Below are 26,272 nucleotides of genomic sequence, written 5' to 3' on the forward strand. Positions count from 1 at the left end.
TTAAGGCAACTCGTCATGGACGAGTTCGCCATTTTTAAAGGGCACCGTTACGCGACAGTCATTGCAGATGCGAAAAGTCATCAGGTTATCTGGATAGGGCTAGGTCGTAGCCGCAAGGATATTCGACCGTTCTTTGAACAATTAGGCGAGCACGGAAAAAATATCGAAGCAGTAGCAATGGATATGAATACGGCTTTTGACCTTGAAGTCCAAGAGCATTGCCCAAATGCCCGTGTCGTTTATGACTTGTTCCACGTTGTTGCTAAGTTCGGTCGTGAAGTGATGGATAGAGTCAGAGTCGACCAAGCCAATAAGCTAAAACAGGATAAAAAAGCAAGGCAATGGGTCAAGCGTTCTCGCTGGGTGTTATTGAAAAATAAGGATAATTTAAATGCACAACAGGAAAGCTACCTCACTGAAATATTGAATATGAATCAGGACTTGATGACAACCTACTTATTAGGTGCGCAATTAAAAGAACTGTGGCGTTGCGGCTCTGAACTTCAGGCTAAAAACCTATGGCAGGTATGGTTGGAACAAGTGAATGAGAGTGGAATTAAGCCGCTCAAAGAGTTCGCTCGAAAGCTCCGTCCATACCTTCATGGGATCACTGCTTCAGCAAGCTATCCGCTGAATACCTGTACGCTTGAAGGGATAAATAACAAGATAAAGTTAATTAAGCGGATGGGATATGGCTATCGAGACACCGATTACTTCTTCTTAAAGATAAAAGCGGCTTTCCCCGGAAAGCCGCGATGAACCTTTTTCTTTATACCCAAGCAACCTCTATTTGCCTGTGTATATTTCACAATGACAATTACAGCCCTAGTGCAACTAATAGAAAAAGCTAAAAAATTTCACTTATCTTTTTGCTATATTTAGTTACAATTCGCCATTCTTAATCTTTCTAATTGGCACACATTTTACCGAGCCACGCTGTGAACATAGACGTCGTACACCTTCTCGATCAAAACCCTATTCTTCTAATCTTTGTTGTATTGGCCATTGGCCTTGCAATTGGAAAAATTCGCTTTGGAAACCTACAGTTAGGGAATTCAATTGGCGTTCTCATTACATCGTTGATAATGGGCCACTTAGGATTCTCATTCAATGCAGAAGCTTTGACAATTGGCTTTATGCTGTTTATCTACTGTGTAGGAATTGAAGCCGGTCCAAACTTCTTTGGTATATTTTTCCGCGACGGAAAACATTACTTCATCTTGAGCATGACAGTATTAGTTTCGGCAGTAAGTTTGACTTACTTTTGCAGCCATTACTTGGGACTCGATTTCGGTTTATCTGCCGGTATGATGGCAGGGGCTCTTACTGCTACGCCCGTGTTGGTGGGCGCTCAAGATGCATTGAACTCTGGTCTTGCCACGATTCCACGTAATATGGATTTTTCTCTAGTATTAGAAAATCTATCTGTCGGTTACGCGATGGCTTACCTGGTGGGTTTGATCAGCATGATTATGTTCGCCAAACTGCTGCCAAAGCTGCAAAAGCAGAACCTTTCAGATTCAGCACAACAAATCGCGCAAGAGCGTGGACTTGGCAACTCGAGTCAACGTAAGGTCTACCTGCCTATTATTCGCGCCTACCGCGTTGGTCCAGAACTGATTGACTGGACTGATGGAAAGAACCTACGTGAACTCGGTATCTACCGCCAGACAGGTTGCTACATTGAGCGTATTCGTCGTAATGGCATTCTTGCCCATCCTGATGGTGATGCCATTCTTCAAGAAGGAGATGAGATTGCATTGGTAGGCTTCCCTGATAGCCACGCTCGTCTTGATCCAAGCTTCCGTAACGGTAAAGAGGTGTTCGACCGTAACCTACTTGACCTTAGAATTGTAGAAGAAGAAATCGTCGTAAAAAGTGATGCTATTTCTGGCAAGCGCCTCTCTGATCTCAACCTATCAGAGTATGGCTGTTTCCTAAACCGCGTTGTACGTGCTCAGATTGAAATGCCGATGGATTTGGACATTGTTCTTGCTAAAGGTGACGTACTACAAGTCAGTGGTGAGAAGAGCCGTGTTCATGGCCTAGCAGAAAAAATTGGTTTCATCTCTATCCACAGCCAAATGGCAGACTTATTGGCTTTCTGTAGCTTCTTTATCTTGGGCATTATGTTTGGCTTGGTAACCATGACATTTGGACAGGTATCTTTTAGCCTTGGTAACGCGGTAGGCTTGTTACTATCGGGCATTACCCTAGGATTTCTTCGAGCCAACCACCCTACTTTTGGTTACGTTCCTCAAGGGGCATTAAACATGGTCAAAGATCTAGGTCTGATGTTCTTTATGGTGGGTATCGGCTTAAGCGCTGGTGGTAAAATGTTTGAACATTTAACACAAGTTGGTCCACAAGTAATTGGTCTTGCATTTATCGTTAGTGTGGTGCCTGTTGTTCTAGCATACCTAGTAGGTGCATACGTACTTAAGATGAACCGAGCTCTACTCTTTGGTGCCATCATTGGAGCTCGTACATGTGCTCCTGCTATGGACGTGGTAAATGAGTACGCTAAATCAACTATCCCGGCATTGGGCTATGCTGGTACATACGCTATCGCTAATATATTGATGACCCTCGCTGGTACGATCCTGATTATTCTAAGTTAACACCTTTGAATGAGCATTACTGACTAAGAAGTGCTCTCTATTCATCACCAATATTTAGGACATAAAAAAGGCGCTCATTGAGCGCCTTTTTCAATTCAATAAGAAACGATTAGATTTGCGTAAAATCTGTTTCTACTGCTGGGTTCACGTCTGCTTCGTAATCCACGCCGTCAACACCGAAGCCGAATAGCTTCAAGAACTCTTCTTTGTACTCAACGTAGTCAGTTAGCTCTTTAAGGTTTTCTGAGGTGATTTGTGGCCATAGGTCACGACAGTGCTGTTGGATGTCTTCACGCAGTTCCCAGTCATCCAGACGTAGACGGTTCACTTCATCTACTTCTGCAGCGCTGCCGTCTTCTTTGTAAAGACGTTGGCTGAACATACGGAAGATCTGCTCCATACAACCTTCATGTACGCCTTCTTCACGCATTTTCTTGAATACCATTGCGATGTATAGAGGCATTACAGGAATTGCAGAACTTGCTTGAGTCACAACAGACTTAAGTACCGCTACGTTTGCGCTACCGCCGGTTGCAGACAGTTTCTCGTTCAGTGCTGCTGCTGCACGATCTAGGTCCATTTTCGCTTTACCCAGCGCGCCATCCCAGTAGATAGGCCAAGTTAGCTCAGTACCGATGTAGCTGTATGCAACTGTTTTACAACCATCCGCTAGAACGCCAGCTTCTGATAGTGCGTTAATCCAAAGTTCCCAGTCTTCGCCGCCCATTACGGTTACGGTGTCTTGGATTTCTTGCTCTGTTGCAGGCTCTACACTTGCTTCGATAATTACGTCTTTGTTGGTATCAACAGCAGTCGACGTGTAAGTCTCACCGATAGGTTTAAGCGCTGAACGGACAAGTTCACCCGTTTCTGGCATTTTACGTACTGGAGAAGCCAGTGAGTAAACTACCATGTCTACCTGACCAAGGTCTTCTTTGATCAGATCGATTGTTTTCTGTTTTGCTTCATTTGAGAAAGCGTCGCCGTTTAGGCTTTTCGCGTACAGACCTTCTTCACGAGCTAGCTTTTCAAACGCTACCGAGTTGTAAAAACCAGCTGTACCTGGCTTCTTCTCTGAGCCTTCTTTCTCGAAGAAAACACCAATAGTCGAAGCACCGCCACCAAATGCCGCAGCGATACGAGAAGATAGGCCATAGCCACTTGATGCACCCACAACAAGAACGCGTTTTGGCGCGTTTTTAATTGGGCCTTGCGCTTTGGTGTAAGCAATTTGTTCTTTTACGTTAGCTTCACAACCCACTGGGTGCGTAGTAGTACAGATAAATCCACGAATTCTAGGTTTGATGATCATATTCAACTTCCTTTAAAAAACGTTGCTAGGATAAAAGGTTCAGCCCTACTTCGCACCTAATTTCTGTAAAAATGCTGCGAAAATGCAAGTGGTTGGAGCACTCAACAGAAAAACCTAGAGGCTCAAACACAAAAAAAAGCACCTCATTGAGGTGCTTGTCTCATTTTATACTCAAACGCTTCATGCTGCTGAGTTTAAGTGCGACTTTTTCGAGGTGACATTAGTGCGAACTTCTGAGAAATCGTGACTAAAGTGGTCAACTTGAATTGCTTTGTATCGTAGTTTGTCCGCGGCCATGATTTGATCAATTTCTTGCTCAGTCAGCACCTCAGCTTCAAATGCCTGTTGCAAGCGGTCATGTAGTAAACCTTTACGCGCTACTTTGCCATCTTTCGCTGCTTTCATTAGCTTACGCTCCAACGGCTTTACATCGTACATTGCTAAAAACGCTTGCTCCATTAGACCAACGCTGTCGTCTTCCTCTTTGCCGATGTAGCACAGGTGAGTCAATCGATCACGTTGAGCTCCTGGTGTCATCATAGCTTCAGCAAGACCAACACAAAGTTCATCACTTGGCGCTTTGAAGTGGTTACCCAATGGGAACAGCAAGCCTTTAAGAACACCACCAACATATTTCACAGGGAAGTTAGAATATGCCTCATTTAGTGACTTCGATGCGTTGTACAAACAGTGCTGCACCGCGTAGTGAACAAAGTTCAAATCACCTTGCTGACGACCTTCGTCTTCGTACTTCTTAAGCGCCGCTGACGCCATGTACAAGTAGCTTAAGCCATCGCCTAGGCGAGCTGAGATCATCTCTTTACGCTTCAAGTCACCGCCTAGGGTTAACATTGCGAAGTCTGCGCTCACTGCCAGCGCGCGACTTAAGCGTGTGATGTCTTTGTAGTATTGCTGAGTTGGACCACTCATATGCGCTTTCACAAAGCGAGAGCCTGTCAGTGCTGCACCTAATGCACCAAAGGTATTACCCATTGCGTGTTTGATGTGCTTGAACAACAGGTCATCAAACTCTTTCGCCCCCTCTTTCGGATCAGGATTTGCCGCCGCTTCCATCTCTTTCAGAACGTATGGATGACAACGTGTCGCACCCTGACCAAAGATCATTAGGTTACGAGTCAGAATGTTTGCACCTTCAACCGTAATCGCGACTGGAATACCTAGGTAGTGTTTCGCTAGGTAGTTCATTGGGCCGTCTTGAATAGCGCGACCAGCATGGATATCGAAAGAATCGTTCAGGATGGTACGTGCCATTTCAGTCATGTGATATTTCGCAATCGCAGTCACAATGCCTGGCTTTTCCTTCATATCCAGAGAAGTTGTGGTTAGCGTTCGAGTCGCTTCTAGTAGGTAAGTTAAACCACCGATACGCCCCATTGCCTCTGCTACACCTTCAAACTTACCAATCGACATACCAAACTGCTTACGAACATAAGCATAAGCGCCGGTTGTGCGTGTTGTGAGGTGACCAATCGCGGTGCCTAATGCAGGAAGGGAAATACCTCGTCCAGCTGATAGACATTCTACCAACATACGCCAGCCTTTACCTGCATACTCGGAGCCACCAATCAACCAATCCATAGGTATAAATACATCGTTACCGCGTGTTGGACCGTTCATGAACGCAGAACCTAGTGGGTCGTGGCGTTCTCCAATCTCCACACCTTCGTGATCAGCAGGAATCAACGCACAAGTAATACCCACATCTTTCTTATCGCCAAGCAAACCATCTGGATCTTGAAGCTTAAATGCTAACCCTAGTACAGTCGCGACCGGTGCCAGTGTGATGTAACGTTTATCCCAGCTAAGTCGGATACCAAGCACCTCTTCGCCTTCATGCATGCCATAACACACAACACCTTGGTCTGGGATACCACCAGCGTCCGAGCCCGCTTCAGGGCCAGTAAGGGCAAAACATGGAATATCCGTACCGTCTGCAAGACGTGGCAGCCAGTAGTCTTTCTGTTCTTGAGTACCATAGTGAGAAAGTAGTTCGCCTGGCCCAAGTGAGTTAGGCACCATGACCGAAACTGCCGCACTGATACTACGTGTAGCAATGCGAGAAACAATGGTTGAGTTAGCCAGAGCAGAAAACTCACGACCACCGTATTCTTTTGAAATGATCAGCGAGAAGAAGCGCTCCTTACGTAAGAACTCCCATACTTCTGGTGGAAGATCTCTATCGTCTTTTACGATCTTTTGATCATCCAGCATTGCTAGTAAAGTCTCTAGCTCATTGTCCATGAAAGCTTGCTCTTCAGACGTCAGTGCAGGCTTCGGGTAATGATGTAGTGTTGTAAAGTTCGGCTTGCCTGAGAACAGCTCAGCATCCCACCACACGCTACCTGCTTCCATTGCTTCTTTTTCAGTACTGGACAATGGAGGCAGTACTTTTTTAAACATTTTGAATGCTGGGTCACTAATCCATTTTCTTCGTAGAGAGCTCATAGTTCAGATCCTTTTGTTCACGTCACCGCTTGCGGCTTTAGCTTATCTTTTTTATTGGTTTAATATGGTTTACTTAGCGGACATACCTGCCGACAAGTATGGAATTAACAGGTCCACGACAGACTTCGCGTCGACCTCTTTGTCAAACTTACTTTCGGCAATCTCGGTTAACGCTTGGCTTGATGCCATAGTGAAAACACAAGTGCCTAATGTGAAGTGCAATCGCCAGAACAGCTGTTCTTCAGTCAGTTCAGGGTTGGCTTTCGAGATAGAGAACATGAACAGGTTCAGCACTTCCTCATATCGAGTACTGATAAACCAACGCAAGTGCCCTTGCACGTCGGTATAACCTCGGCCAATTAGAAGCATAAATAACGCCGTTCCATTTGGTCTTACACTATTCAACGCCCTCAAAGGCAAACGCAACGATTCAAATACTTCATCCATGTTGTACTCATCGCGCGTATTTAACTCGATCAGCGAGCTTTGGATACTTGGCATTAAAGCCTCTAGGTATCGATCTAATACCGCTCGTACCAATGTTTTTTTATCGCCAAAGTGGTAGTTAACCGAAGCAAGATTGACATTTGCTTTACCAGTAATGGTTCTTAATGATGTGTCATTGAAGCCATATTCTGCGAATAGTCCTTCTGCTACATCAAGTATCTTTTCTTTTGTTGTACTTCTCGGTGCCATTTCAATCACTCGTATTAAACAACTGTTTGAAATATACTCCCGAAACCTTGGATTAACAAATGATTAACATCACATTTTCAGCCATTGGTCTGACCAGACGGCAAAATGAATAGTTAAAGGGATGAATTTAAAGCGAATATTGTTTTGCGAAAAAATTTCTTAAAAAAAATGGAACTGTTTGGAATGCGGTTGGTCTTAATTACTGTAACAACTAGGGCATTTTAAGTTTTTCTGGCCGTCAAACTTGTTTCTTTCTAGTTGCTACATTGCTGCTTTTTCTTATTAACTCCTATGTTTGTATCCGCCCAAGCGCTTTTTAGCTTGGGCTTTTTTTCGTCTGCATTTCCTTGATTACGTAATACCAGTTCCGTTAATTAGATGTTCAAAAAATTGCATCGGTAAAATCATTTAGAACAAAGCAAAGATTGCAGCTAGTTAGTTACTCTACCTACAAAATCTTTAACACCGTTATAAGTGATTTTAACCAGCAAGAATGATCAGATAATTGATGGAATTGGTATAACCACATCACGACTAAACGCAAAGAAGCCTCCCAATAGGGAGGCTTCTTTATCATTTTAGCGACTTGCTACTATGCTTTCTCAGCGGTTACTTCTTCTGCAGATTTCTTAGGTAAAGAGAAGTGCAGTAATGCGTAACCAATGATGGCCGCCGTAGTCGAGCCCATCAAAATACCCAGTCGAGCGTAAGTATCAAACTCTGGGCTCACATTGCCAAATGCCAGTGACGAAATGAAGATCGACATGGTAAAGCCAATACCACACAACACTGATACCGCAAAGATATGAATGAAGTTAACACCTTGAGGCAACTTCGCAATACCTAACTTCACAGCTGCCCAGCTGAACGTAAAGATACCCAGCGGCTTACCTACTAGTAGTCCCATTGCAATACCTAACGGCAGCATTGAAGTCAGACCCGACATCGACACACCTTCTAGCGAGATACCTGCGTTTGCAAAAGCAAACAGAGGAAGAATACCGAACGCTACGTATGGGTGCAGTGCGTGCTCCATATGTTTAAGTGGAGAGTGCTCACCCTTTTTGCCTTTTAGCGGGATAGCAAAGCCAATTACCACACCTGCAAGTGTTGCGTGAACTCCTGATTTTAGTACTGCGAACCAGAGGATCGCGCCAACAATCATGTACGGAGTTAACTTGGTCACCTCTTTTGCATTCAACATGAACAGGACACCTGTCATGATGAAGCCGACAATAAGCGCCATTGTGGATAAGTCACCTGTGTAGAACAGTGCGATGATAACCACTACACCAAGGTCATCAATGATAGCCAATGCCAGCAGGAAAACCTTCAAACTGATTGGTACACGCTTACCGAGAAGAGCCATGATACCAAGCGCAAATGCAATGTCGGTTGCAGCTGGAATTGCCCAACCAGAAATCGCTTCTGCATCACCTGCGTTGAAAGCAACGTAGATAAGTGCTGGAGCTAACATACCGCCTACCGCTGCGATTGCAGGGAAGATCGCGGTTTCTTTAGACTTTAGTGCACCTTCAAGCAACTCACGCTTTACTTCAAGGCCAATTAGTAGGAAGAACACAGCCATTAGGCCGTCGTTGATCCAGTGAGACACTGACATACCAAATACATAAGTATGCAGCATAGCTTGATAACTTTCGCCAAGCGGTGAATTTGCAATAGTCATTGCGATTGCTGCTGCAATCACTAGAAGGATACCGCCTGCGGATTCCATTTTGAAAAAGTCACGAATGACATCGTTCATGGTTTCGCCCTTATATTTATTATCTTAATAAACGATTAACAAAGAATGATTAGAGTGTATAGCTATCGAAAACTTAGGAATAATCGCTTGTTCAGAGTATACACCTCGAAATTTCCGAAGTTAACTATACGATACATCGTATTTTTCTTAAGTATGCTCTTCAGTTATTACTTCCATGCCTGCCTGATATCCAAACTTGTTATTCCATAGATTACTATTAACTTAGTTAAATATCGTAGTCATTTTCGTGATTCGCAAGCTGTTTCTTGATGAAAACTATGTGTTTCTGACACAAAAAAACCACCATATAGGTGGCTTTTTTTCAGAATCTAGTACCCTGTCAACTGCATAAATCCCCAAGCTTCATTAGAACCAGAGGCGAGAGTTGGGCCCTCCCAGTAGGGAATCACAAATGGCAACCACATATCTGACTTTGTAATCCTTGTGGTCAAGTTAATATCATACTTAGGCACGTTGATAATCCATTGTAGTGGTAAACGCCGACCGTTTGATAGCCCTGTGACCTGAAGAGGTGTAATGGTAAAGTCGTTCTCCGTCAAATTGATCACTTTTCCGGATCGAGTAGACAACGTACCAAATAAATGCGGTAACTGCCCATTATGACGATAACGGCTTACGGTTAATGCCCTACCATCATCCAAGTTGAAAATGAACCAATCCCAACCTTGCTGCCCATCTCCAATTAAGCCACTTCCCCACTCTTTTTGAGTCCATGCGTCACCGGAGACAGCCACGTCTTTGCCATTGAGCTTCAGTGTTCCTTTTACATTTAAAAACGGTGCACTAAAGCTAAACGAGGCAACTGATTGCAGCGCATGCTTAACTTGAAACCCTCGTTCACCATTAAGCACAAAAGGCCCACTTGTCGTGGTATTTAACTCAAGGCCAAACGTATCTGTTGACACGTCTAGCTTGCCAGGAAAAGGAGTCGCCCCTAAAGAGCGCCAATTCCAGTTGTCAATCCATAGCCGGAACGGGTGGTTAGTCATTCCTGCTTGACCAATTCCACCTCGCGCTACTCGTTGCTCTCGCCAAACCTTATTACCCCGGCTAATAACGATATGTGAAATATAAAGCTGTGGACTTTGCCAGCCTCTCATTTCTCGCTCATCAGTCGCGACTCTAAAGTAACTCCATTGGACATTGTAAACAGTGCCATGCTTATCTTGGAGCCGAGCAAAATAGTTCCACCATTCATGCTGATACTCAGGGTGAAAACGAAAATCTTTAGGAAGTGATACATGCTCGTCAGGTAACACTGGTTCGAAGATCGTTTTGTCTTCTCTCTTGAGCATCGCGTTGAGTTCGTTATCCTCGGTTGCTGTTGCTACTGCCCAGTAGGTCACGTAAACAAAAAAGCTCAATGCGAGTATCGCCGCGACGAACACCAATGCCGTTATAGAGCGAGTGCGATTTTGATTTTGCTCTTTCATCACAATGCATCCCTTAATGACTTCATTGGCGTACTCTTGATCATTCTGATTACAGGCAAAGCACCAGCAACAATAATAGCAATCATCGCCCAACCAATAGTTTGCGCATACTCCCAAGGGATTAATTGGAGCTCTAAAGACCAGCCAAAAGACTGTTTAATAATGATATCAACGATTAAATGAGCTAAAGCGAGGCCTAACGGTACCGCGATAATGGCTGAGATTGCACCAAAGACAAACAACTGCATTCCTCCAAGCGCAACAAGCTCTTTACCGGATACACCCATACAACGTAATAACGAGAAATGTCGCTGCCTTGACAGCTCACCCGCTAAGGTCGCAAAGAACAAGCCAAACACCGCAATAATCAAAGTAATGTTGCCCAACGTATCGGCAATTGCGAAAGTATGGTCGAAGACTCTCATCGCTTGATTATAAATATTGTTGTTGTCAAAGATTCGGTCTTGAGAAAGACGGAATACATTTTCCAATCGACGCTTCAGCCCCTCGCTCTTAACGTTATCTTGCAGCAACACTCCTAACGCAACGTTTCCAGTGCCTGCAAACGCATACAGCCAATTACGGTGTGAAACCATTATTTGGTTGTAAGGGTTGCCATAATCATAGTAAATACCGACGACTTGCCATCCGCCCCCCCAGAGGCTGAGCCATGTCTATATAATCACCAGGACGTATACCTAACTTTAATGCCATGGATTCGCTCACCATCAAACTCTTTGAGTGGTGTAAGTGATACCAATAGTTTGGAACACCCAGTTTTACAGTAAGTGAGTCTAGTTCCCCTTCAGATGACCCCGTACTCACTACTTGCAAGGCACCGCGATCAGTAGGCAAATCTTTTTCCCAACGCCACCATACCGCGTCGACTTCTGGCTGCTCTTGTAGCCATGAGCTCATTCTTGCTGCTGAGTTGTTGGTCGGGTAAATGTAGATGTCCGCTGCAAGTCGTTGGTTTAACCATTTATCAGTCGTATCTCTAAAACTACCGACCATAGTTTCTACGCCAATATTTGCAGCCAACGCCAACATAAATGCCATCGTAGCGACGCCTCTGTAGCTCATGCTCGCAGCTGCATCAGCAAAGAACCACCGCACTCGCACCCAACGCAAAGAATAAGAAAAACTTTGGAACATGTGCCACATCAAAAATGGCGTAAATAGCGCCACACTAATGAGCATAAGCGCAATGATGGTAAAGCCTGATTCTTGTGTTTTTGGCGCTTGATAAACAGCCACGGCAGCCACGCAGAATGCACATGCAGCCAATGCTTGCCAAGAAAACTCTCTGCCAGCAAATCGCATCAAAGATAAACGAGATGAAAGTCGAATTGGCTGAGATTTAAGTAAACGCACGAGTGGCCATAAACAGGATATCAATGCCCCCACTGAAGCCATCGCCAGACTGTAAAGGCTCGACTCCCACGACCAGCCAATGGTCAAACCAACATTTGCGTCGTAAAGATCGCTCAAACTGGCAGATACCGCAGGAATGAGTTCATTCGCTAGAATCAATCCAAAGAAATTGCCACATGCCCAAGCAACGAGGATGAGGAAGGTTAGCTCAAGAAGTAGTGCTTGGGCTAACTGAATACCATTAACCCCTGTCTGACGCAGAATGCCAACCAGACGTTGGCGTTGGATGAAAGACAGTGACATTGCTTGATAGAAGATGAACAAGCCGACTAAAAATGACAGCATCCCCATGGCTGTCAGATTCATGTGAAATGCTTTAGTTAAAGACTCAAGCTCAGAACGACTGTTACGAACTAAAGTCATTCCATTCGGGAGTATGTTCTTGAGCGCTTGAACTTTCTCCTCTGGCATTTCGCCACAAGCAATCGCTGATAAACCGGAGCTACGTTTGAGCATACGTAACAATGAAATATCCGTGACTAAACGTGTACCCGATAACAGTTGGTCGGTATCAACTTTAATTGGCCCTAATTTACTGCCATCATTCAAGCGAATAAAATCACCTGTTTGCCATTGCATATGCTCAGCAAGGTCTTGACTGACTAGTATCGGGTATGGTGGTTTCATCAGGCTCAGCATTGGTAAATCGCCTAAAGATTTACCTTGGCGCAATGGCAACATCGCGACTGGGTCAATTCCCACGAGCATTAAGCTGAGATCAGATTGTGTATCTAAATGAAGGACATCAAACGGCGCACATTGATTAAAGCCCGCACGACGGAGTTGGATATAAAATCCTTGAGGAATTTTGTTCGCAGAGTGCTTTGTACGAATACGGTAAGGTAACGGGTTAGAAAATAGCTTTTCACCTGTTTCATAACTTTGCCTAGCATGCTGGTTTATAGAAGTAACACCAACCAAAAGGGACACACCAAGTGTAAGCCCAAGCCAAACCAAGATAATTTGTAGAGGGTAACGGCGGTAGTGACCAAGTAGTGCCTTAACTACGGGCCATAACATGCAGCTGTCCCCCTTGCAGGCGAATTCGACCTTCCATATGTTCAGCAACTTTTTCACTATGCGTTACCAACAGCAGAGTACACTCTAGTTGGCGAGCCAAGGAGGTCAACAAACGCATTACTGCTTCTGCATTACGCTCATCCAAACTCCCCGTTGGTTCATCAGCAAGTAGTAGCTTGGGTTCCATGTACAAGGCTCTAGCAATCGCTGCACGTTGCTGCTGACCACCTGATACTTCTTCAGGGTAACGACCTAAAAGCGGCATGAGGTCTAGAGCTGAAAGAATTTGACGCCACAAACCTTTGTCTTCTGGTAAGCCTTTTAATTGGCGGCAGAAACGGATGTTGTCAGCGATATTCAAGGTAGGAAGCAGGTTGAACTGCTGGAAGATATTACCAATGTTGTTGCGGCGATATAGCGTACGCAAATGCTCCGGAGCATCATGCATCGCGAAGTTGGGAAAGGTGATCTCACCGGAATCAGCCGTATCAAGACCAGCGATTAAGTTCAAAAGGGTACTTTTCCCGGAACCGCTTTCGCCCATTAATGCAACTTGCTCACCTTGCTGTAATGTTAATTCTGCCCCTTGTAAAACAGGATGAAATTCGCCCCCGTCTACATAGCCTTTGCATAGGTCTGACAGTTTCAACATTGATTTTGCCGCTCGAATGGTGGTATAGAAATTTGGGTTCCGAATCTACACTAAAATCTTGTTGGTAGGAAGTATTTTGATTCCTCGGTCACACTTTGGATATCTAAATACAACCAATTAGTCACCTAAGCATCATGATTCGATCAAATTTTTCATCCATTTTTTACTGGCCATTCGCATAAGCGATCCAACCCACTTGACGACTTCTTCAGTTAGGAAAAACAAATACACCCATTGAGGCTCCAATCCCAATTTGATCGCAGCAAACGCAGCTAAAGGAATACTAATCAGCCATTGAGCAACAAGATCTTGGTAAAGGCAAAACTTAACATCTCCACCAGCTCGCAATACACCAACAATAGCCATCATAGGGATCGAACGAAGTATTACACCAAATGCTAGGATTAACATAAATTGCTCAGCTAACTTCCTTGTTTCAATAGTTAAAGCACTGAACGCGTCCAATATAAGGTTATTAGTAATCAGAAGCGTGATAGCAACGACAATAGCAATCAATAAGTTAAGAGCTATAGTTGCCCATGCCTGATAGTAAACAGGTTCGAAGTTCTTTGCTCCCAACTGGTTCCCGACAAGTACTGCTGCTGCATTAGACATGCCTATCATCATCGCCAACGCTATTGATTCAACGGGTGTCATCACCGAAAGTGCGGCCAAGCCCTGAACACCAGCTTGTCCCATAATGGCATGATAAGCAAAAAGTCCACCGGCCCACGCTAGGAAATTAAACGTCGTAGGTAGAGAGAGCTTAAGAAAGCGTATTATCTTGTCGACCACCAAAATAGCGGCAAGATCACTTAAACCAAATGCAATCGTGTGTTTCTTGCGCCACAAGTAGCCAAACAAAAACGCCACTTCGATTGCACCGCTGATAACCGTAGCAATAGCAGCGCCTTTTATGCCGAGCGCTGGCATACCTAAATGACCAAAGATCAACACCCAGTTCAGGAAAATATTTGAAGCGATGCCAATACCACTAAAGAAGGTACTGGTGCCAGGTTGATGCATAGCACGTAAACCGACAGCCATACTTGCAACACAGGCAACCGCAAACATACTAACCGACGTAATAACTAAGTACTCAGCTCCTAGACTTATTACCTCTTGCGAGTCAGTCGTTAAGCCCATAATAGCTTCTGGGAAAAAAACAAATAGCAAAACCGTAAAGGCAGCAAAAACCATGGAAATGAGCCACGTTAAAGATGTACTTTGCCTTACCCCCTCTTTATTTCCCGCTCCCCAATACTGTGCGGTGAGCAACGCCCCACCAGTTGTAACACCCACAAGCATAATCGTAGTGACAAATGTGGCACGTGCCGCTACGCCGACAGCTGCAATCTCAGCTTCGCCCAGTTGCCCTAACATTAGAACATCGACCAAACCTCGACTAGAGAACATGATGCTCTGTAATGTTATTGGTAACGCGATAGCGACTAGGCGGCGTAAGAATGCTTTATCAGCATGAGCCATAACTTGAGATAAGAATGTCACGATAAACCACTCACAACTTATTGATAGAAAGGGAAAAGTATTCCATGATTATACCTGTAGGTGATTATTCCACCAGCAAATAAAAGGGCTTTCGATGAAAAAGATTTTGGTACTAGGCGCATCCGGTTATGTTGGCTCACAGCTTATCCCTTTGCTACTTGCTCAAGGACATCACGTCACTGCAGCAGCCCGCCATATTGACTACTTGAGCTCTAGAGTCGAAGCTCACCCAAACCTTGAATTGCTCTATCTTGATCTTGCCGACAGAGAGCTTACCTTGGAAGTGGTCAATGACTTTGATCTGGCCTTTTTCCTCGTGCATGGTATGGCGCAAGGACATGACTTTGTTGAATATGAATTAAGCCTCGCTGAAAACTTCAAGCAAGCACTTGAGCAAAGTCGCATCCAGCACGTTATTTACTTGAGTGCGATTCAACCGCAAACTGGTAACTCTCAACACCTAGCAGCACGTAAAGCGACAGGTAAGATCATTCGCCAAGCGGGTGTGCCCGTTACAGAGCTTCGAGCGGGCGTAATTATTGGCCCAGGGTCTGCTGCGTTCGAGATCATGCGCGACTTCGTCTATAACCTGCCGATTCTGATTGCACCTAAATGGGTAGATTCCAAAGCCAATCCAATTGCCCTACCCAACCTGAATCACTATTTGCTTAAACTGGCAGAAACCAAACCAACAGAGAATGAAATATATGAAGTTGGTGGGCCAGATACATTGAGTTATCGCGAACAATTTGAAGTCATTTGCAAGATCACCAAGAAGCCTTATCGACTTTGGTCAACACCACTACTGACACCTAAAATGGCATCGTATTGGCTGGCCATTGTAACGTCGGTTCCCACAAGTATTGGCAAAGCGCTTCTTGCAGGTTTAGAGCACGATTACATCGCCGATACCAAAGCGATTCACGAACGGTTTCCACAAGAGCTCATTAGCTACGAGCAATCCGTTGAGAGCACCATCGCAACGGAAGGGACGTTTGTACGTAGTAACGTTTGGGGCTTCGAACCCGCAGCACTCAAGCGCTGGCAACCAGGCTACGGCTATTATCCCAAGCAAGCGGGAGCTAACATCAAGACAAAAGCCTCTGCGGAATCACTTTGGAAAGTCGCGCAAGAGATCGGAAGCCCGGAAAAAGGCTATTACTTTGCCAACATCCTTTGGCGCACTCGTGAGTGGCTCGATATCTTCTTTGGTGGAGGGAAACCCATTCGAGTTTCACCAACGGGGCCAGCGCTCAAGGTGGGTGATTTCATTGACTCGTGGAAAGTCATTCGATGTGAAGAAAACCAGTTTCTATCACTATTTTTCGGTATGAAAGGTCCAGGACTTGGCCGATTAGAAATTGCAATTAGAGACGAGGGGGATGAGAGAGAGTTTGATATCACTGCATGGTGGCACCCACAAGGCTTTCCTGGACTGCTCTATTGGTTTGCGATGATGCCAGCGCATCTATTTATCTTTAAAGGAATGGTGAAAGCCATCGCCAAAGAAGCAGAAGTGCTAGAGGATAAACAAAACTAAATAAAGCGAACCATTGGCAAGGATGCCAGCATAAAAGAGTAATAAGCTGAGGGTCGATGAAAGGAGGTTTTAGATTGATTAACGCGGAGTCAATTTATTTGAATTTATCTCAGGCCGCCCTCGGTATTATTCTTACTCCATGCATTTTTCTTACCCACTTCGCCTAGTGCTAAGTGGTGATAACGTTAAGCAAGTATTGGAGTCATAATGGGTAATCGATACATCATTAGCAACAAACACCACGACAACTTCATGCTTCACCAACAACACGTAGACAAGATTGCATTGGTGACTGAGGGTGGTGGTCAACGCGGCATATTTACTGCGGGCGTTCTTGATGCCTTTTTACATGCTGACTTTAATCCATTCGACTTACTTATCGGCACTTCTGCAGGCTCTCTCAATCTCGCCTCTTACATATGCGGGCATCAAGGCCACGCTTACAAAATAATTGCAGAAACAACACGACGTCCAGAATTCTTTAAACTGACTAAATATCTACTCAATGGTGAAGGCTTAGATTTAGACTTTTTGGTCGACAATGCGGAAATCGACATCCCACTCAATTGGGAAAAAGGCTCGGATTTACTCAAAACCAAACAAGTCATCGCTGTAGCAACACATGCGCGTAACCTAACCACCGAGTGTTTCGATGTCACTGTCGACAACTGGAAGGATGTACTTCGAGCGTCCAGCGCGATTCCTGCCTTGCATAAAAAGCCGGTGGTGTTCGACGGTGCACGTTGGCTTGACGGCGGCGTGTCGGCTCCCATTCCGGTAGAAGAGGCTTACCGTAGAGGCTATAAGCATATCGTTGTGGTCCGAACAATGCCTACCGACTTTGATGAGCACCACCCTCTCATTGAGGCCATTCTTAAGCATGCGCCAAGTAAAGCCATGAGTGAGCTATCAGCTATTTTACTCAAACACGAAGAAACCTATCGCCAGACTCAACGCTTTCTCGCCTGCCCACCGGATGACGTGAATATCTACGAGATATCACCTGCTAGAAACTTGAAATCTTCCGTCGTAGAAAGCACGAAAAAACAGCTGGATGCCGATTACTTGCACGGGGCGCGATTAGGTCGTCTGTTTGTAGCGAGCATTGGTAGAAAACTGAATATCCCTTACAAACCATACAAACGTTATAAAACCATCACTTCTGAGTTTGTAAACGATGATGCCCATCACCAGAAAATTGAAAGAGTATGGCTTAAGAGAAAGAGCGGATACATGAAGGGTGCGATGAACAGCGATATCGCTTGGGTGAACGTTAACCCTCAAAACCATTCAAGAGCCCTCGTCATTGTACAAGGACGTAATGAATCCTTTTGGAAATATAAAGAGCTTATTTATGAGTTAAGTCAGTATTTTAATGTGTACGCTTTTGACCACCGTGGCCAGGGAGAATCTCAACGATTAGCCGAGCACAGTGAACTTGGTCACGTCGACCAGTTTGAGCACTATGTAGAAGACTTAGCCCTGTTTCTTGAACAGATTGTCGAAAGCCAACACAAAACTGAAGTAATGATACTCGCCCACTCTATGCGCGGTGCTATCGCGACACAATACCTCGCGAAGTATGACCACAACATCAAAGCTTGCGCCCTTACGAGTCCAATGTTTGGCATCAAGCTGCCTAAAGTGGTGGGCGGAATTCAAAGCGCTACCATAAAGGTGATCAGTCAACTTCAAAAAACACCTAACTTCGCTCCGACACAAACCGCCTTTGTCACTAAGACTTTCGAAGGAAATGATCACACGACAAGCCCAATCCGCTTTAAAGCTTACAGTGATTTACTCAGTAATAACCCAGAGCTGCGATTGGGCGGTGTCAGTCCAAAGTGGATCAGTGAGGCTATTGAAGCAGGAAAATATTGTCTATCTCAGGCTGAGCATATCAAGACGCCAATACTGATCGTGCAACCAGAGGGAGACAACGTCGTCTCCTTAGCAGCCCAAGATACATTCAATGAAGCGTGCACCAGCTCAAGGCTATTAACCATACCTCACGCTAAACATGATGTTTTGATTGAAGCGGATCGTTACCGTGACTGGGCGTTAAAGCACATCCTGAATTTTTACGATCACAGGCATCAATTTGTTTAGCTGTTAGACTTAACCGCGCCTTAAACTGAGACGGCTAAAAACCAAAAAGCGTACACAAAGATCATGTGTACGCTTTTTGCTTAATGAGGAGAAGTGATTCTATTAGTCAGCTTTAAATGACAGAGGAATCTCTGCCAATTGATTACCTTCGTTCGCAGGGAAGATTAGGTATTCGCCGTGGTATTTCACCATCGATTTGTAATCGGTCACCTTATGAACCATGTAGCCTGCTTGCGATGCTTTCTCAACAAACTCCGCATGGTTACCACGAACAAACCAACTCATCGGTTTTACCAATAGTTCACCATCAAAACAGCTTTCACATTGGTCTGCACATAACGCTAATGAGTTTTGCCCTTCAGTGTAGATTTGTACTTTACCGCAGCCAACTAACTGCTCAGAAGTTGACACTTCCCAGCCCGCTTGCTCCATCGCATCAAGAAACGCTTCAATGTCAGAATCTTTGATCACTTTAGACTCTTCACCTTCAGGGAAAAACTGCGCGTAAAAGCCTGAGATGCGTTTAAAGATAAATAGCAAACCAGCATCGTTGCCTTTTGAGCGACCTGCTTTTTGCCAACGCGTTAGATCATCACCTACAGTGCGACCAAAACGCTGTGACTTCAGCGCCTTGGTTACCCAACGAACCAAGTAATGATTGTTCGCTACTGGTGCATTTGCCAATTTACCAGAGCGGTGCTCTTGGTCTAAATCTGCCAAAGCAGCGTTAACTAAGTTTTGAATTTCTTTGGTGTAATTAGACATTACGCCTTTCTTCCTAAAGTCCAATAAAACAGTGCAGACAGCACTGAACAAGCAAACATAACGATGACCATCGGCCACGCAACAGCGCCTGGCATTGCAGCAACGAGCGCACCAACCAGTGAGCCAGTGCCAAATCGCAGTGTACCCGCTAGTGAAGATGCCGTACCCGCCATGGTTGGGTATCCACTCAACAGCAGAGCCATTGAGTTACTACCAATCGTAGACAAAGTACCAATAAACAGCACAACACAAGGCACCATGCCCCACAAACCGAGGTCGAGCATCCAGCCGACAAACAGGCCAATACCCGCGATCAGCTGTACGGTCAGACCGAAACGAAGCATGAAGTGCGAGCCGACCTTTTTCACCATACGCCCGTTAAGGCTGGTCATAATGATCATCGCTACGATGTTCAACCCAAATAGGTAACCAAATTGGTCAGGTCGAACACCATATAAATCGATATAAACAAACGAGCCCGCCGTCAGGAATGCAAACATACCTGAGAACGAGAACGCACCTGAAAGCATTAAGCCCAAAGCTTCAGGATTAGAACACAAACGCGCATAGTTGCGAATTGTGGTTCTGAATCTTAGTGGCTGACGATTTTCTGGTTTCAGTGTTTCTGGGATCATCCACAGCACAAGCAAAATGACAACAACGGCGAAGATAGCGAGTACCCAGAAGATAGAGCGCCAGCCGAACCAAATTGCTAGGTGACCACCAATCATCGGCGCCACCAAAGGGGCAATCGTGATAACCAAGGTGACGAATGACATTGCACGCGCGAAGTCTTCACGGTCAAACATATCACGCACAACCGCTTGGATAATCACAGCTGCGGCAGCGCCAGCGAAACCTTGCGCTGTACGCACATAAGTAAGCGCATCGATACCGTTAGTGGTTGCACTGACTACTGCTGCCAAACCAAAAAAGAGCACACCTAAAATGAGTACAGGTCGGCGACCGTAGCTATCCGCTAACGGACCATGAATCAACTGACCTATCGCAAAGCCTGCCGTATAAGCCGTTAACGTAATTTGTACCGCACCTGGGGTTACACCAAGATCTTTCGCGATGGTTGGCATAGCTGGCAGGTACATATCGATAGCAAGTGGTGTCAACGCACCAATTGCACCGAGTACAAGGAATAATAAAAAACTGATTTGTGACTGGGGAGCACTTTGGGCTTTTTCTGTCATTGCCTTACCTCTTGTTGTGTCCTCCCATCAACATTCCACATTGATTGAGATAGATGATTGACGCTTCTCTCACCCTGAATCCGTAACAGTCACGAATTACAGCGCATAGTCTCCTTACTATTGAGAAGATCATAAAAGACGAAAGTATACCAAGATGGTCTTGACAAACTCGACGCTAAAACCTGCATGATCAGTATGCAGAACGACAAAGTAACCGAGCTAAAACGAAGAGGCGGTGACGTGAACACCGTCTGTACTTATCGTCAGTAAGAACCAACAAGAGAAAAGGATTTCTCAGACTAAATACAGTTCTGCCTGCGTTTACGAGCGGCGAATAAGCGTCTTACTCAGACACTAAGACTGATTTGGTAGGAAACACCATTCTGAGTAATTTCTCATCAAAAGACTAGTTCCTATCAGGAATTAAACAATTTCCCAGAACAGTGATTATTTCCAACCAGATTGAGTTATTTCACAACTGATTCAACTTCTTCTTCTGTTAAGAAGCGGTAATCACCCGGCTCAAGTGCTTCATCCAGCACAATGGAACCAATACGCTCACGGTGAAGATGTTCAACCTTGTTACCGAGCGCAGCAAACATACGTTTCACTTGGTGGTATTTGCCTTCCACAATCGTTAGCAACACTTCGTTTTCGGCTTCGTTAACGATCTCAAGATGTGCTGGCAGTGTTGGCTCACGTTCGTTGCGTAGCTCAATACCCTCGGCAAACTTCTCAACGTAATCAGGTTGAATCGCATCCACTAGCCATACTCGGTACGTCTTCTCACATTTGTGTTTTGGTGACGTAATACGGTGAGACCATTGACCATCGTCAGTAATCAACACAAGACCGGTAGTATCGACATCCAAACGACCAGCAAAGTGCAAGTTTTCTACCTTTGGCTCATCCAGCAGAACGAACGCCGTTGGGTTGTGCCCATCTTCATGCGAACATACAAAGTCCGCAGGCTTGTACAACATGATGTAACGAGGGCCAGGAGCACCAACTTCGCGCCCTTCCCATTCAACCACACCACCTTCTGGTACTTTGAATGCACCACTCTTTTGTACTTCACCATCAACCGTTATTTCGCCACTTTTGATGATCTTCGTTGCCTGCTTGCGAGTTGCACCCAGTCCATCACACAAATATTTATCTAAACGCATGAATACCTCTAATGTTTAAGGTCGGGTATTATAGCGATCCTAATTCGAATAGTTGAGCAATTTCACAGATTTTCATGTACACCCTTCGACCATACCAAGCCGACTCTGTAAAAGCGGTGATTCACTATTTTCGTAAACACTCCACACCAGCGGTCATTGTGCTGCCTACAGGTGCGGGCAAGAGCTTGGTCATTGCAGAGTTAGCAAGGCTTGCCAAGGGCCGCGTGTTGGTACTTGCTCACGTAAAAGAGCTGGTGGAACAGAATCACGCCAAGTACGAAGGGTATGGTCTAAAAGGATCGATATTCTCAGCAGGTCTTGGACGTAAAGAAACCGATCAGCAAGTGGTTTTTGCCTCGGTGCAATCGGTGGTGCGTAATCTGGATTCTTTCAAGAACCAGTTTTCTTTACTGGTCATTGATGAATGCCATCGCGTGCCAGACGAAAAAACCAGTAGCTATCAAAAAGTGATCACTCATCTAAGAGAGCTTAACCCTGGCATTAAAGTTTTGGGATTAACCGCGACCCCATACCGCTTAGGCATGGGCTGGATTTACCAGTACCACACCCGTGGACAGGTTCGAACTGAAGAGTCACGCTTTTTCCGTGACTGCATCTTCGAGCTCCCTATTCGTTACTTACTGGATGAAAACTTCTTAACACCTGCTCGTATGATGGACGCCCCCGTCTTATCTTATGACTTCTCGCAGCTAAAGCCAGCCAATACGGGTCGCTACAAAGAAGCCGAAATGGACATGGTGATCGACAAAGCTAAACGTGCGACACCACAGATCGTTGAACAAATCATTCAATACGCCAAAGAATGTAAAGGCGTGATGGTGTTTGCTGCCACGGTTCGCCATGCACAAGAAATCCACGGTCTGTTGCCAGAAGGCGAAACCGCGATTGTGATTGGTGATACGCCAACACCCGAACGCGATGCCATTATTCAATCGTTCAAGAATCGTGAAATAAAGTACTTGGTCAACGTATCCGTTCTGACCACGGGCTTCGATGCGCCACATGTGGATTTAATCGCGATTCTGCGTCCGACTGAATCCGTTAGCTTGTATCAACAAATTGTGGGTCGTGGTTTGCGTCTGTCGGAAGGCAAATCTGAATGTTTAGTTCTGGATTACGCTGGCAACAGCTATGACTTATATCAACCTGAAGTTGGCGACCCTAAGCCTGATTCCACCAGCGAAATTATCACCATCCCTTGCCCTGCTTGCGGCTTTAACAACAACTTCTGGGGTAAGTTAGATAGCAACGGCTTTTTGCTGGAACACTTTGGTCGCCGCTGCCAAGGGTATTTTGAAGACGATGAAACAGGAGAGCGCGAGCATTGCGGTTACCGTTTTAGAGCCAAATACTGCGGTGAGTGCGGTGCTGATAACGATATTGCAGCGCGTATTTGCCATGAGTGTGATGCCACTCTCGTTGACCCAGACAAAAAGCTCAAAGAAGCATTGAACCTAAAAGACGCGCTGATCTTTGAATGTACAGAAATGGATTTGACGGTGTTTAAATCCAGTGATGGCAAATCACAATTGAAAGTGACGTATTCTGGTGAAACCTATCAAGGCGAAGGCAATGCACTGGTGCATGAGTTCTGGACACTGAATACCAAAAAGCAGAAGCAAAATTTCAAAGACCAGTTTGTTCGCCCCCACCTCGCCGACAAACATCGTCCGTTTGAAGAAGCATCGCCAACTAAAGTGGTGGCCAACCAGCATCGTTTCCGTCTACCGCAATTTGTTATTGCCCGTAAGTCAGGCCGTTTCTGGAAGCTACGCGACAAGATCTTTGACGACGAACTAAGATAAGCGAATGCTCACTAATTCACTTTCTGTTCATGTACAGCACGATATAATCGTCGTAACTCATTGAAAAAGGCTTTGCCATGTCTATCTCCTTCACTCCGCGCAAACTTTCCGTGCTGCTAGCTATATTTCCGCTTTTATTGTCTGCACCAAGCTTTGCTGATCACCACGATCACAAAGACCATCATGATGACAAAGATGGTCACGCTATCGTTCGTGACGTCGAAAAACCGGGGACACGAATTGAGTTCGATGAAGATCAGGATGAAGTCTACCGCGCCGTTCAGAAAGGCTATATCCGCCCGTTCTCTGATATGTACGCAGCAGTGGAGAATGATTTATATGGGCGTATTATTAAAGTTGAACTTGAAGAAGACGATGACGAATGGGTTTACGAACTTAAGATCTTGTTCAATGACAGTGTGATAAAGGTGGAATACGATGCCGCTACACTAGAAATGCTCGAGATAAAAGGACGTAACTTCAATAAAGCTCTTAAACCGCAGTAATCGATATCCAAACATAATTAGAAGAAAGAATATGAAAATACTTGTTGTCGAAGATGAACCTCGCCTAGGCGAACAGATTTTAGAAACGTTGGAAAGCAATGGCTGGGTACCAGAACTTTCCCAAGATGGCATCGACGCGCTTTACCGTGCGACCTCTGAAGAATGGGATGCAATTGTACTCGATCTGGGTTTACCAAAACTAGATGGTCTAACGGTCCTTAAAGGTATTCGAGACGAAAACATTAATACGCCAGTTGTTATTTTGAGTGCCCGTGACACATTATCTCAGCGTGTTGAAGGTTTGAATGCTGGTGCAGACGACTACCTAACCAAGCCATTTGAAATGGTTGAACTAACTGCACGCCTTCGCGCTCAATTACGCCGCGCTTCAGGTAACGCCTCTCCTGTCATGCAGATTGGTGATTTGAGTTTAGATACACGCTCCTCAAAAGTACTGTGGCAAGGACAAGCGGTCAGCTTAACCGCATTGGAATATAAAGTTGTCGCCTACTTTATGCACAACCCAGAGAAAGTCATTTCTCGTACCGAGTTGGTAGAGCATATCTACAAACAAGATTTTGACCGTGATTCAAACACCATCGAAGTGTTCATCGGTCGTATTCGTAAGAAAATTGCACCGAAAATCATTAAGACAGTTCGTGGACTCGGGTATCAATTGAATGCGGAATAAAAACAAACTTCCAATGCACATTCTAAAGCGGCTGAGTATCAAAAGTCGCTTAGTACTCGCGGCGGTCGTTTGGCTCACAGCGATGATCCTCGCCGCTGGGGTGACAATCCCAACCCAAGTCTACGTCTACATGGTGGATGACACTCGATCACAATTGAATGTCTACATGGACGAGATTGCCGCCCAACTCGAAGTCGACAGCAAAGGCCAACTCACCCTGCCTACTCAACTTTCCGATCCTAGATTTAATCGTCCATACAGTGGTCTTTATTGGAGTGCTTCCACCAAAACGAGCTTAGAGCGTTCGCGTTCCCTATGGGATAAGAAAATCGAGTACAAAGGGTTAGATAAAGACGCCTTTGGTGCTCGTGATGAAAAGCTAATCACGTTGAAAAAGACTCTTTACTTGCCAGATTACGACGGTCCCATTGATGTTATCATCGGTATTGACGAAGACCCAATTGAAGGCACAATCCAGTCTTTGACTGGGCAGCTTTGGATCATTTTAGGATTGCTGTTTGCCGGTGTTCTTGCGGTTATCTTGCTACAAATCGCGTGGTCTTTAAGCCCGCTGACCAAGCTACAAAGAGAATTAGCCGAGCTTAAATCAGGTAATAAGAAAGGCTTGGAAGAAGAGTACCCGAAAGAAATCTCACCTTTAATTTCTGACCTTAATGCTCTGCTCTTTCACTATCAAGAGTTGCTTGAACGTGCACGAAATCATGCGGGAAACTTATCTCACGCGCTAAAAACACCTCTTTCGGTTTTAAAAAACGAAGTGCAAAACTTCACACCTGAAGAACAAGAACGCTTGAACGCACCAATCACACAGATCCAACAACACATAGATTATCACTTGGGTCGTGCTCGTATGGCGGGTTCAATGAACATCCTTTCGGTGAAATCGAACCCTTCAGAGCGTGTTGATGCCATATCAATGGCGTTTGACAAGGTCTACTCACATCGTGACGTCACACTGATTAACGAGCTTGATTCTGATTTGAATGTTGCGGTAGAGAAAACCGATCTGGATGAGATGGTGGGTAACTTACTGGAAAATGGCTACAAATGGGCGAATAGCATCATTCGTGTTCATTCAACGCTAGATAAAGACAATATTCATATCATAGTTGAAGACGACGGCCCGGGGATCCCTGCGGAGCAATTATGCCAAGTGATAAAGCGTGGTTACCGACTGGATGAAACGACGCCGGGTTCCGGTTTGGGCTTAAACATTGTCAGTGAAATGGCGCACAGTTACCGCGGTCAGCTTGAACTATCAGAGAGTAAAATGGGCGGTTTAAAAGCTACATTGATTCTGCAAAAGAGCCGCGCTTAAGTTAACTCCGATCAGTTAAGCAAATGATCAGTTGAACGATCCTGTGGTTGGTTGAAAATACCCTCAAGCATTTCATGTTTGAGGGTATTTTTTATGTTGGCTCACTGGCTTATTGATGTTGATGACTTCGCTTCTCCTGATTCACTTGCGCTTTTTCAAAAAGAGCTTCCATTGGAATGGAWWAAACAAGCGCTTG

Annotated in this window: 18 protein-coding genes and 1 pseudogene; 8 read left to right on the forward strand and 11 right to left on the reverse strand. The window is 45.1% G+C overall.

Translation table 11 applies throughout. From position 1 onward, the window contains the following. Window positions 1–759: ISL3 family transposase (locus B853_RS08425; protein ID WP_128826855.1), on the forward strand; the 759-nt coding region annotated here is incomplete at its 5' end. A 179-nt stretch (window positions 760–938) separates the two neighbouring features. Beyond that, a complete protein-coding gene (locus B853_RS08430; RefSeq protein WP_010448561.1) occupies window positions 939–2,621 on the forward strand; it encodes an aspartate:alanine antiporter in 1,683 nt (560 codons plus the stop codon). Window positions 2,622–2,730: 109 nt separating this feature from the next. Here the strand turns inward: B853_RS08430 and fabV are convergent, their stop codons facing one another. From fabV to B853_RS08470, 8 genes and pseudogenes are all read right to left on the reverse strand, one after another. After that, window positions 2,731–3,933 carry an enoyl-ACP reductase FabV gene (fabV, locus tag B853_RS08435; protein WP_038886152.1) on the reverse strand — a complete coding sequence of 401 codons (1,203 nt, stop codon included), beginning with the start codon at window positions 3,931–3,933 and terminating at the stop codon, window positions 2,731–2,733. 180 nt (window positions 3,934–4,113) lie between these two features. After that, the gene (locus tag B853_RS08440) at window positions 4,114–6,399 is read right to left on the reverse strand and encodes an acyl-CoA dehydrogenase (protein WP_038886154.1); all 2,286 of its coding nucleotides are present in this window, start codon (window positions 6,397–6,399) and stop codon (window positions 4,114–4,116) included. Between the two features lie 69 nt (window positions 6,400–6,468). Next, complete coding sequence (psrA, locus tag B853_RS08445) at window positions 6,469–7,095, reverse strand: TetR family transcriptional repressor PsrA (RefSeq protein ID WP_010448556.1); 627 nt, start codon at window positions 7,093–7,095, stop codon at window positions 6,469–6,471. A 592-nt stretch (window positions 7,096–7,687) separates the two neighbouring features. Then, a complete protein-coding gene (nhaA, locus tag B853_RS08450; protein ID WP_010448555.1) occupies window positions 7,688–8,860 on the reverse strand; it encodes a Na+/H+ antiporter NhaA in 1,173 nt (390 codons plus the stop codon). A gap of 329 nt (window positions 8,861–9,189) precedes the next feature. Beyond that, on the reverse strand, window positions 9,190–10,314 hold the full coding sequence (locus B853_RS08455) for a lipocalin-like domain-containing protein (protein WP_038886155.1): 1,125 nt from the start codon (window positions 10,312–10,314) through the stop codon (window positions 9,190–9,192). Then, window positions 10,314–12,768: pseudogene (locus B853_RS08460) on the reverse strand (ABC transporter permease). The gene B853_RS08455 and the pseudogene B853_RS08460 overlap by 1 nt, the downstream one beginning before the upstream one ends. Beyond that, the gene (locus B853_RS08465) at window positions 12,749–13,420 is read right to left on the reverse strand and encodes an ABC transporter ATP-binding protein (RefSeq protein ID WP_010448552.1); all 672 of its coding nucleotides are present in this window, start codon (window positions 13,418–13,420) and stop codon (window positions 12,749–12,751) included. Before B853_RS08465 ends, B853_RS08460 begins: the two are co-directional and overlap by 20 nt. 132 nt (window positions 13,421–13,552) lie before the next feature. Beyond that, window positions 13,553–14,929, reverse strand: coding sequence for an MATE family efflux transporter (locus tag B853_RS08470; RefSeq protein WP_038886160.1), 1,377 nt, complete (start codon window positions 14,927–14,929; stop codon window positions 13,553–13,555). 94 nt (window positions 14,930–15,023) lie between these two features. Between B853_RS08470 and B853_RS08475 the strand changes: the two genes are divergently transcribed. Both B853_RS08475 and B853_RS08480 read left to right on the forward strand, forming a co-directional pair. Beyond that, window positions 15,024–16,469, forward strand: a complete 1,446-nt coding sequence (locus B853_RS08475; RefSeq protein WP_038886162.1) for a DUF2867 domain-containing protein — start codon at window positions 15,024–15,026, stop codon at window positions 16,467–16,469. Window positions 16,470–16,676: 207 nt separating this feature from the next. Continuing rightward, a complete protein-coding gene (locus tag B853_RS08480) occupies window positions 16,677–18,578 on the forward strand; it encodes an alpha/beta fold hydrolase (RefSeq protein ID WP_038886163.1) in 1,902 nt (633 codons plus the stop codon). A gap of 102 nt (window positions 18,579–18,680) precedes the next feature. Here B853_RS08480 and B853_RS08485 read toward each other — a convergent pair whose 3' ends face one another. The 3 genes from B853_RS08485 to rsuA all read right to left on the reverse strand — a co-directional run bounded on the left by B853_RS08485 (window position 18,681) and on the right by rsuA (window position 21,714). Continuing rightward, a complete protein-coding gene (locus B853_RS08485) occupies window positions 18,681–19,343 on the reverse strand; it encodes a DUF2913 family protein (RefSeq protein ID WP_009702485.1) in 663 nt (220 codons plus the stop codon). Next, entirely contained in the window at window positions 19,343–20,545 is a 1,203-nt protein-coding gene (locus B853_RS08490; protein WP_038886166.1) for a Bcr/CflA family multidrug efflux MFS transporter, read from the reverse strand. Before B853_RS08490 ends, B853_RS08485 begins: the two co-directional genes overlap by 1 nt. A 467-nt stretch (window positions 20,546–21,012) precedes the next feature. Then, window positions 21,013–21,714 (reverse strand): 16S rRNA pseudouridine(516) synthase RsuA, encoded by a 702-nt coding sequence (gene rsuA, locus B853_RS08495; protein WP_005529225.1) that lies wholly within the window; start codon window positions 21,712–21,714, stop codon window positions 21,013–21,015. 74 nt (window positions 21,715–21,788) lie between these two features. On the opposite strand from rsuA, the gene radD reads away from it, so the two are divergent. The 4 genes from radD (at window position 21,789) to B853_RS08515 (ending at window position 26,076) form a co-directional block, all read left to right on the forward strand. After that, window positions 21,789–23,540: a DNA repair helicase RadD gene (gene radD, locus B853_RS08500; protein WP_038886167.1), complete on the forward strand. Its 1,752-nt coding sequence runs from the start codon at window positions 21,789–21,791 to the stop codon at window positions 23,538–23,540. Window positions 23,541–23,617: 77 nt separating this feature from the next. Next, on the forward strand, window positions 23,618–24,046 hold the full coding sequence (locus B853_RS08505) for a PepSY domain-containing protein (RefSeq protein ID WP_038886169.1): 429 nt from the start codon (window positions 23,618–23,620) through the stop codon (window positions 24,044–24,046). A 31-nt stretch (window positions 24,047–24,077) separates the two neighbouring features. Beyond that, window positions 24,078–24,737 carry a response regulator transcription factor gene (locus tag B853_RS08510; protein ID WP_038886171.1) on the forward strand — a complete coding sequence of 220 codons (660 nt, stop codon included), beginning with the start codon at window positions 24,078–24,080 and terminating at the stop codon, window positions 24,735–24,737. Further along, window positions 24,727–26,076 (forward strand): ATP-binding protein, encoded by a 1,350-nt coding sequence (locus B853_RS08515; RefSeq protein WP_038886172.1) that lies wholly within the window; start codon window positions 24,727–24,729, stop codon window positions 26,074–26,076. Before B853_RS08510 ends, B853_RS08515 begins: the two co-directional genes overlap by 11 nt. Window positions 26,077–26,272: the final 196 nt, after the last annotated feature.

The sequence above is a fragment of the Vibrio rotiferianus CAIM 577 = LMG 21460 genome (genome assembly GCF_002741985.1).
GTDB lineage: Bacteria > Pseudomonadota > Gammaproteobacteria > Enterobacterales > Vibrionaceae > Vibrio > Vibrio rotiferianus.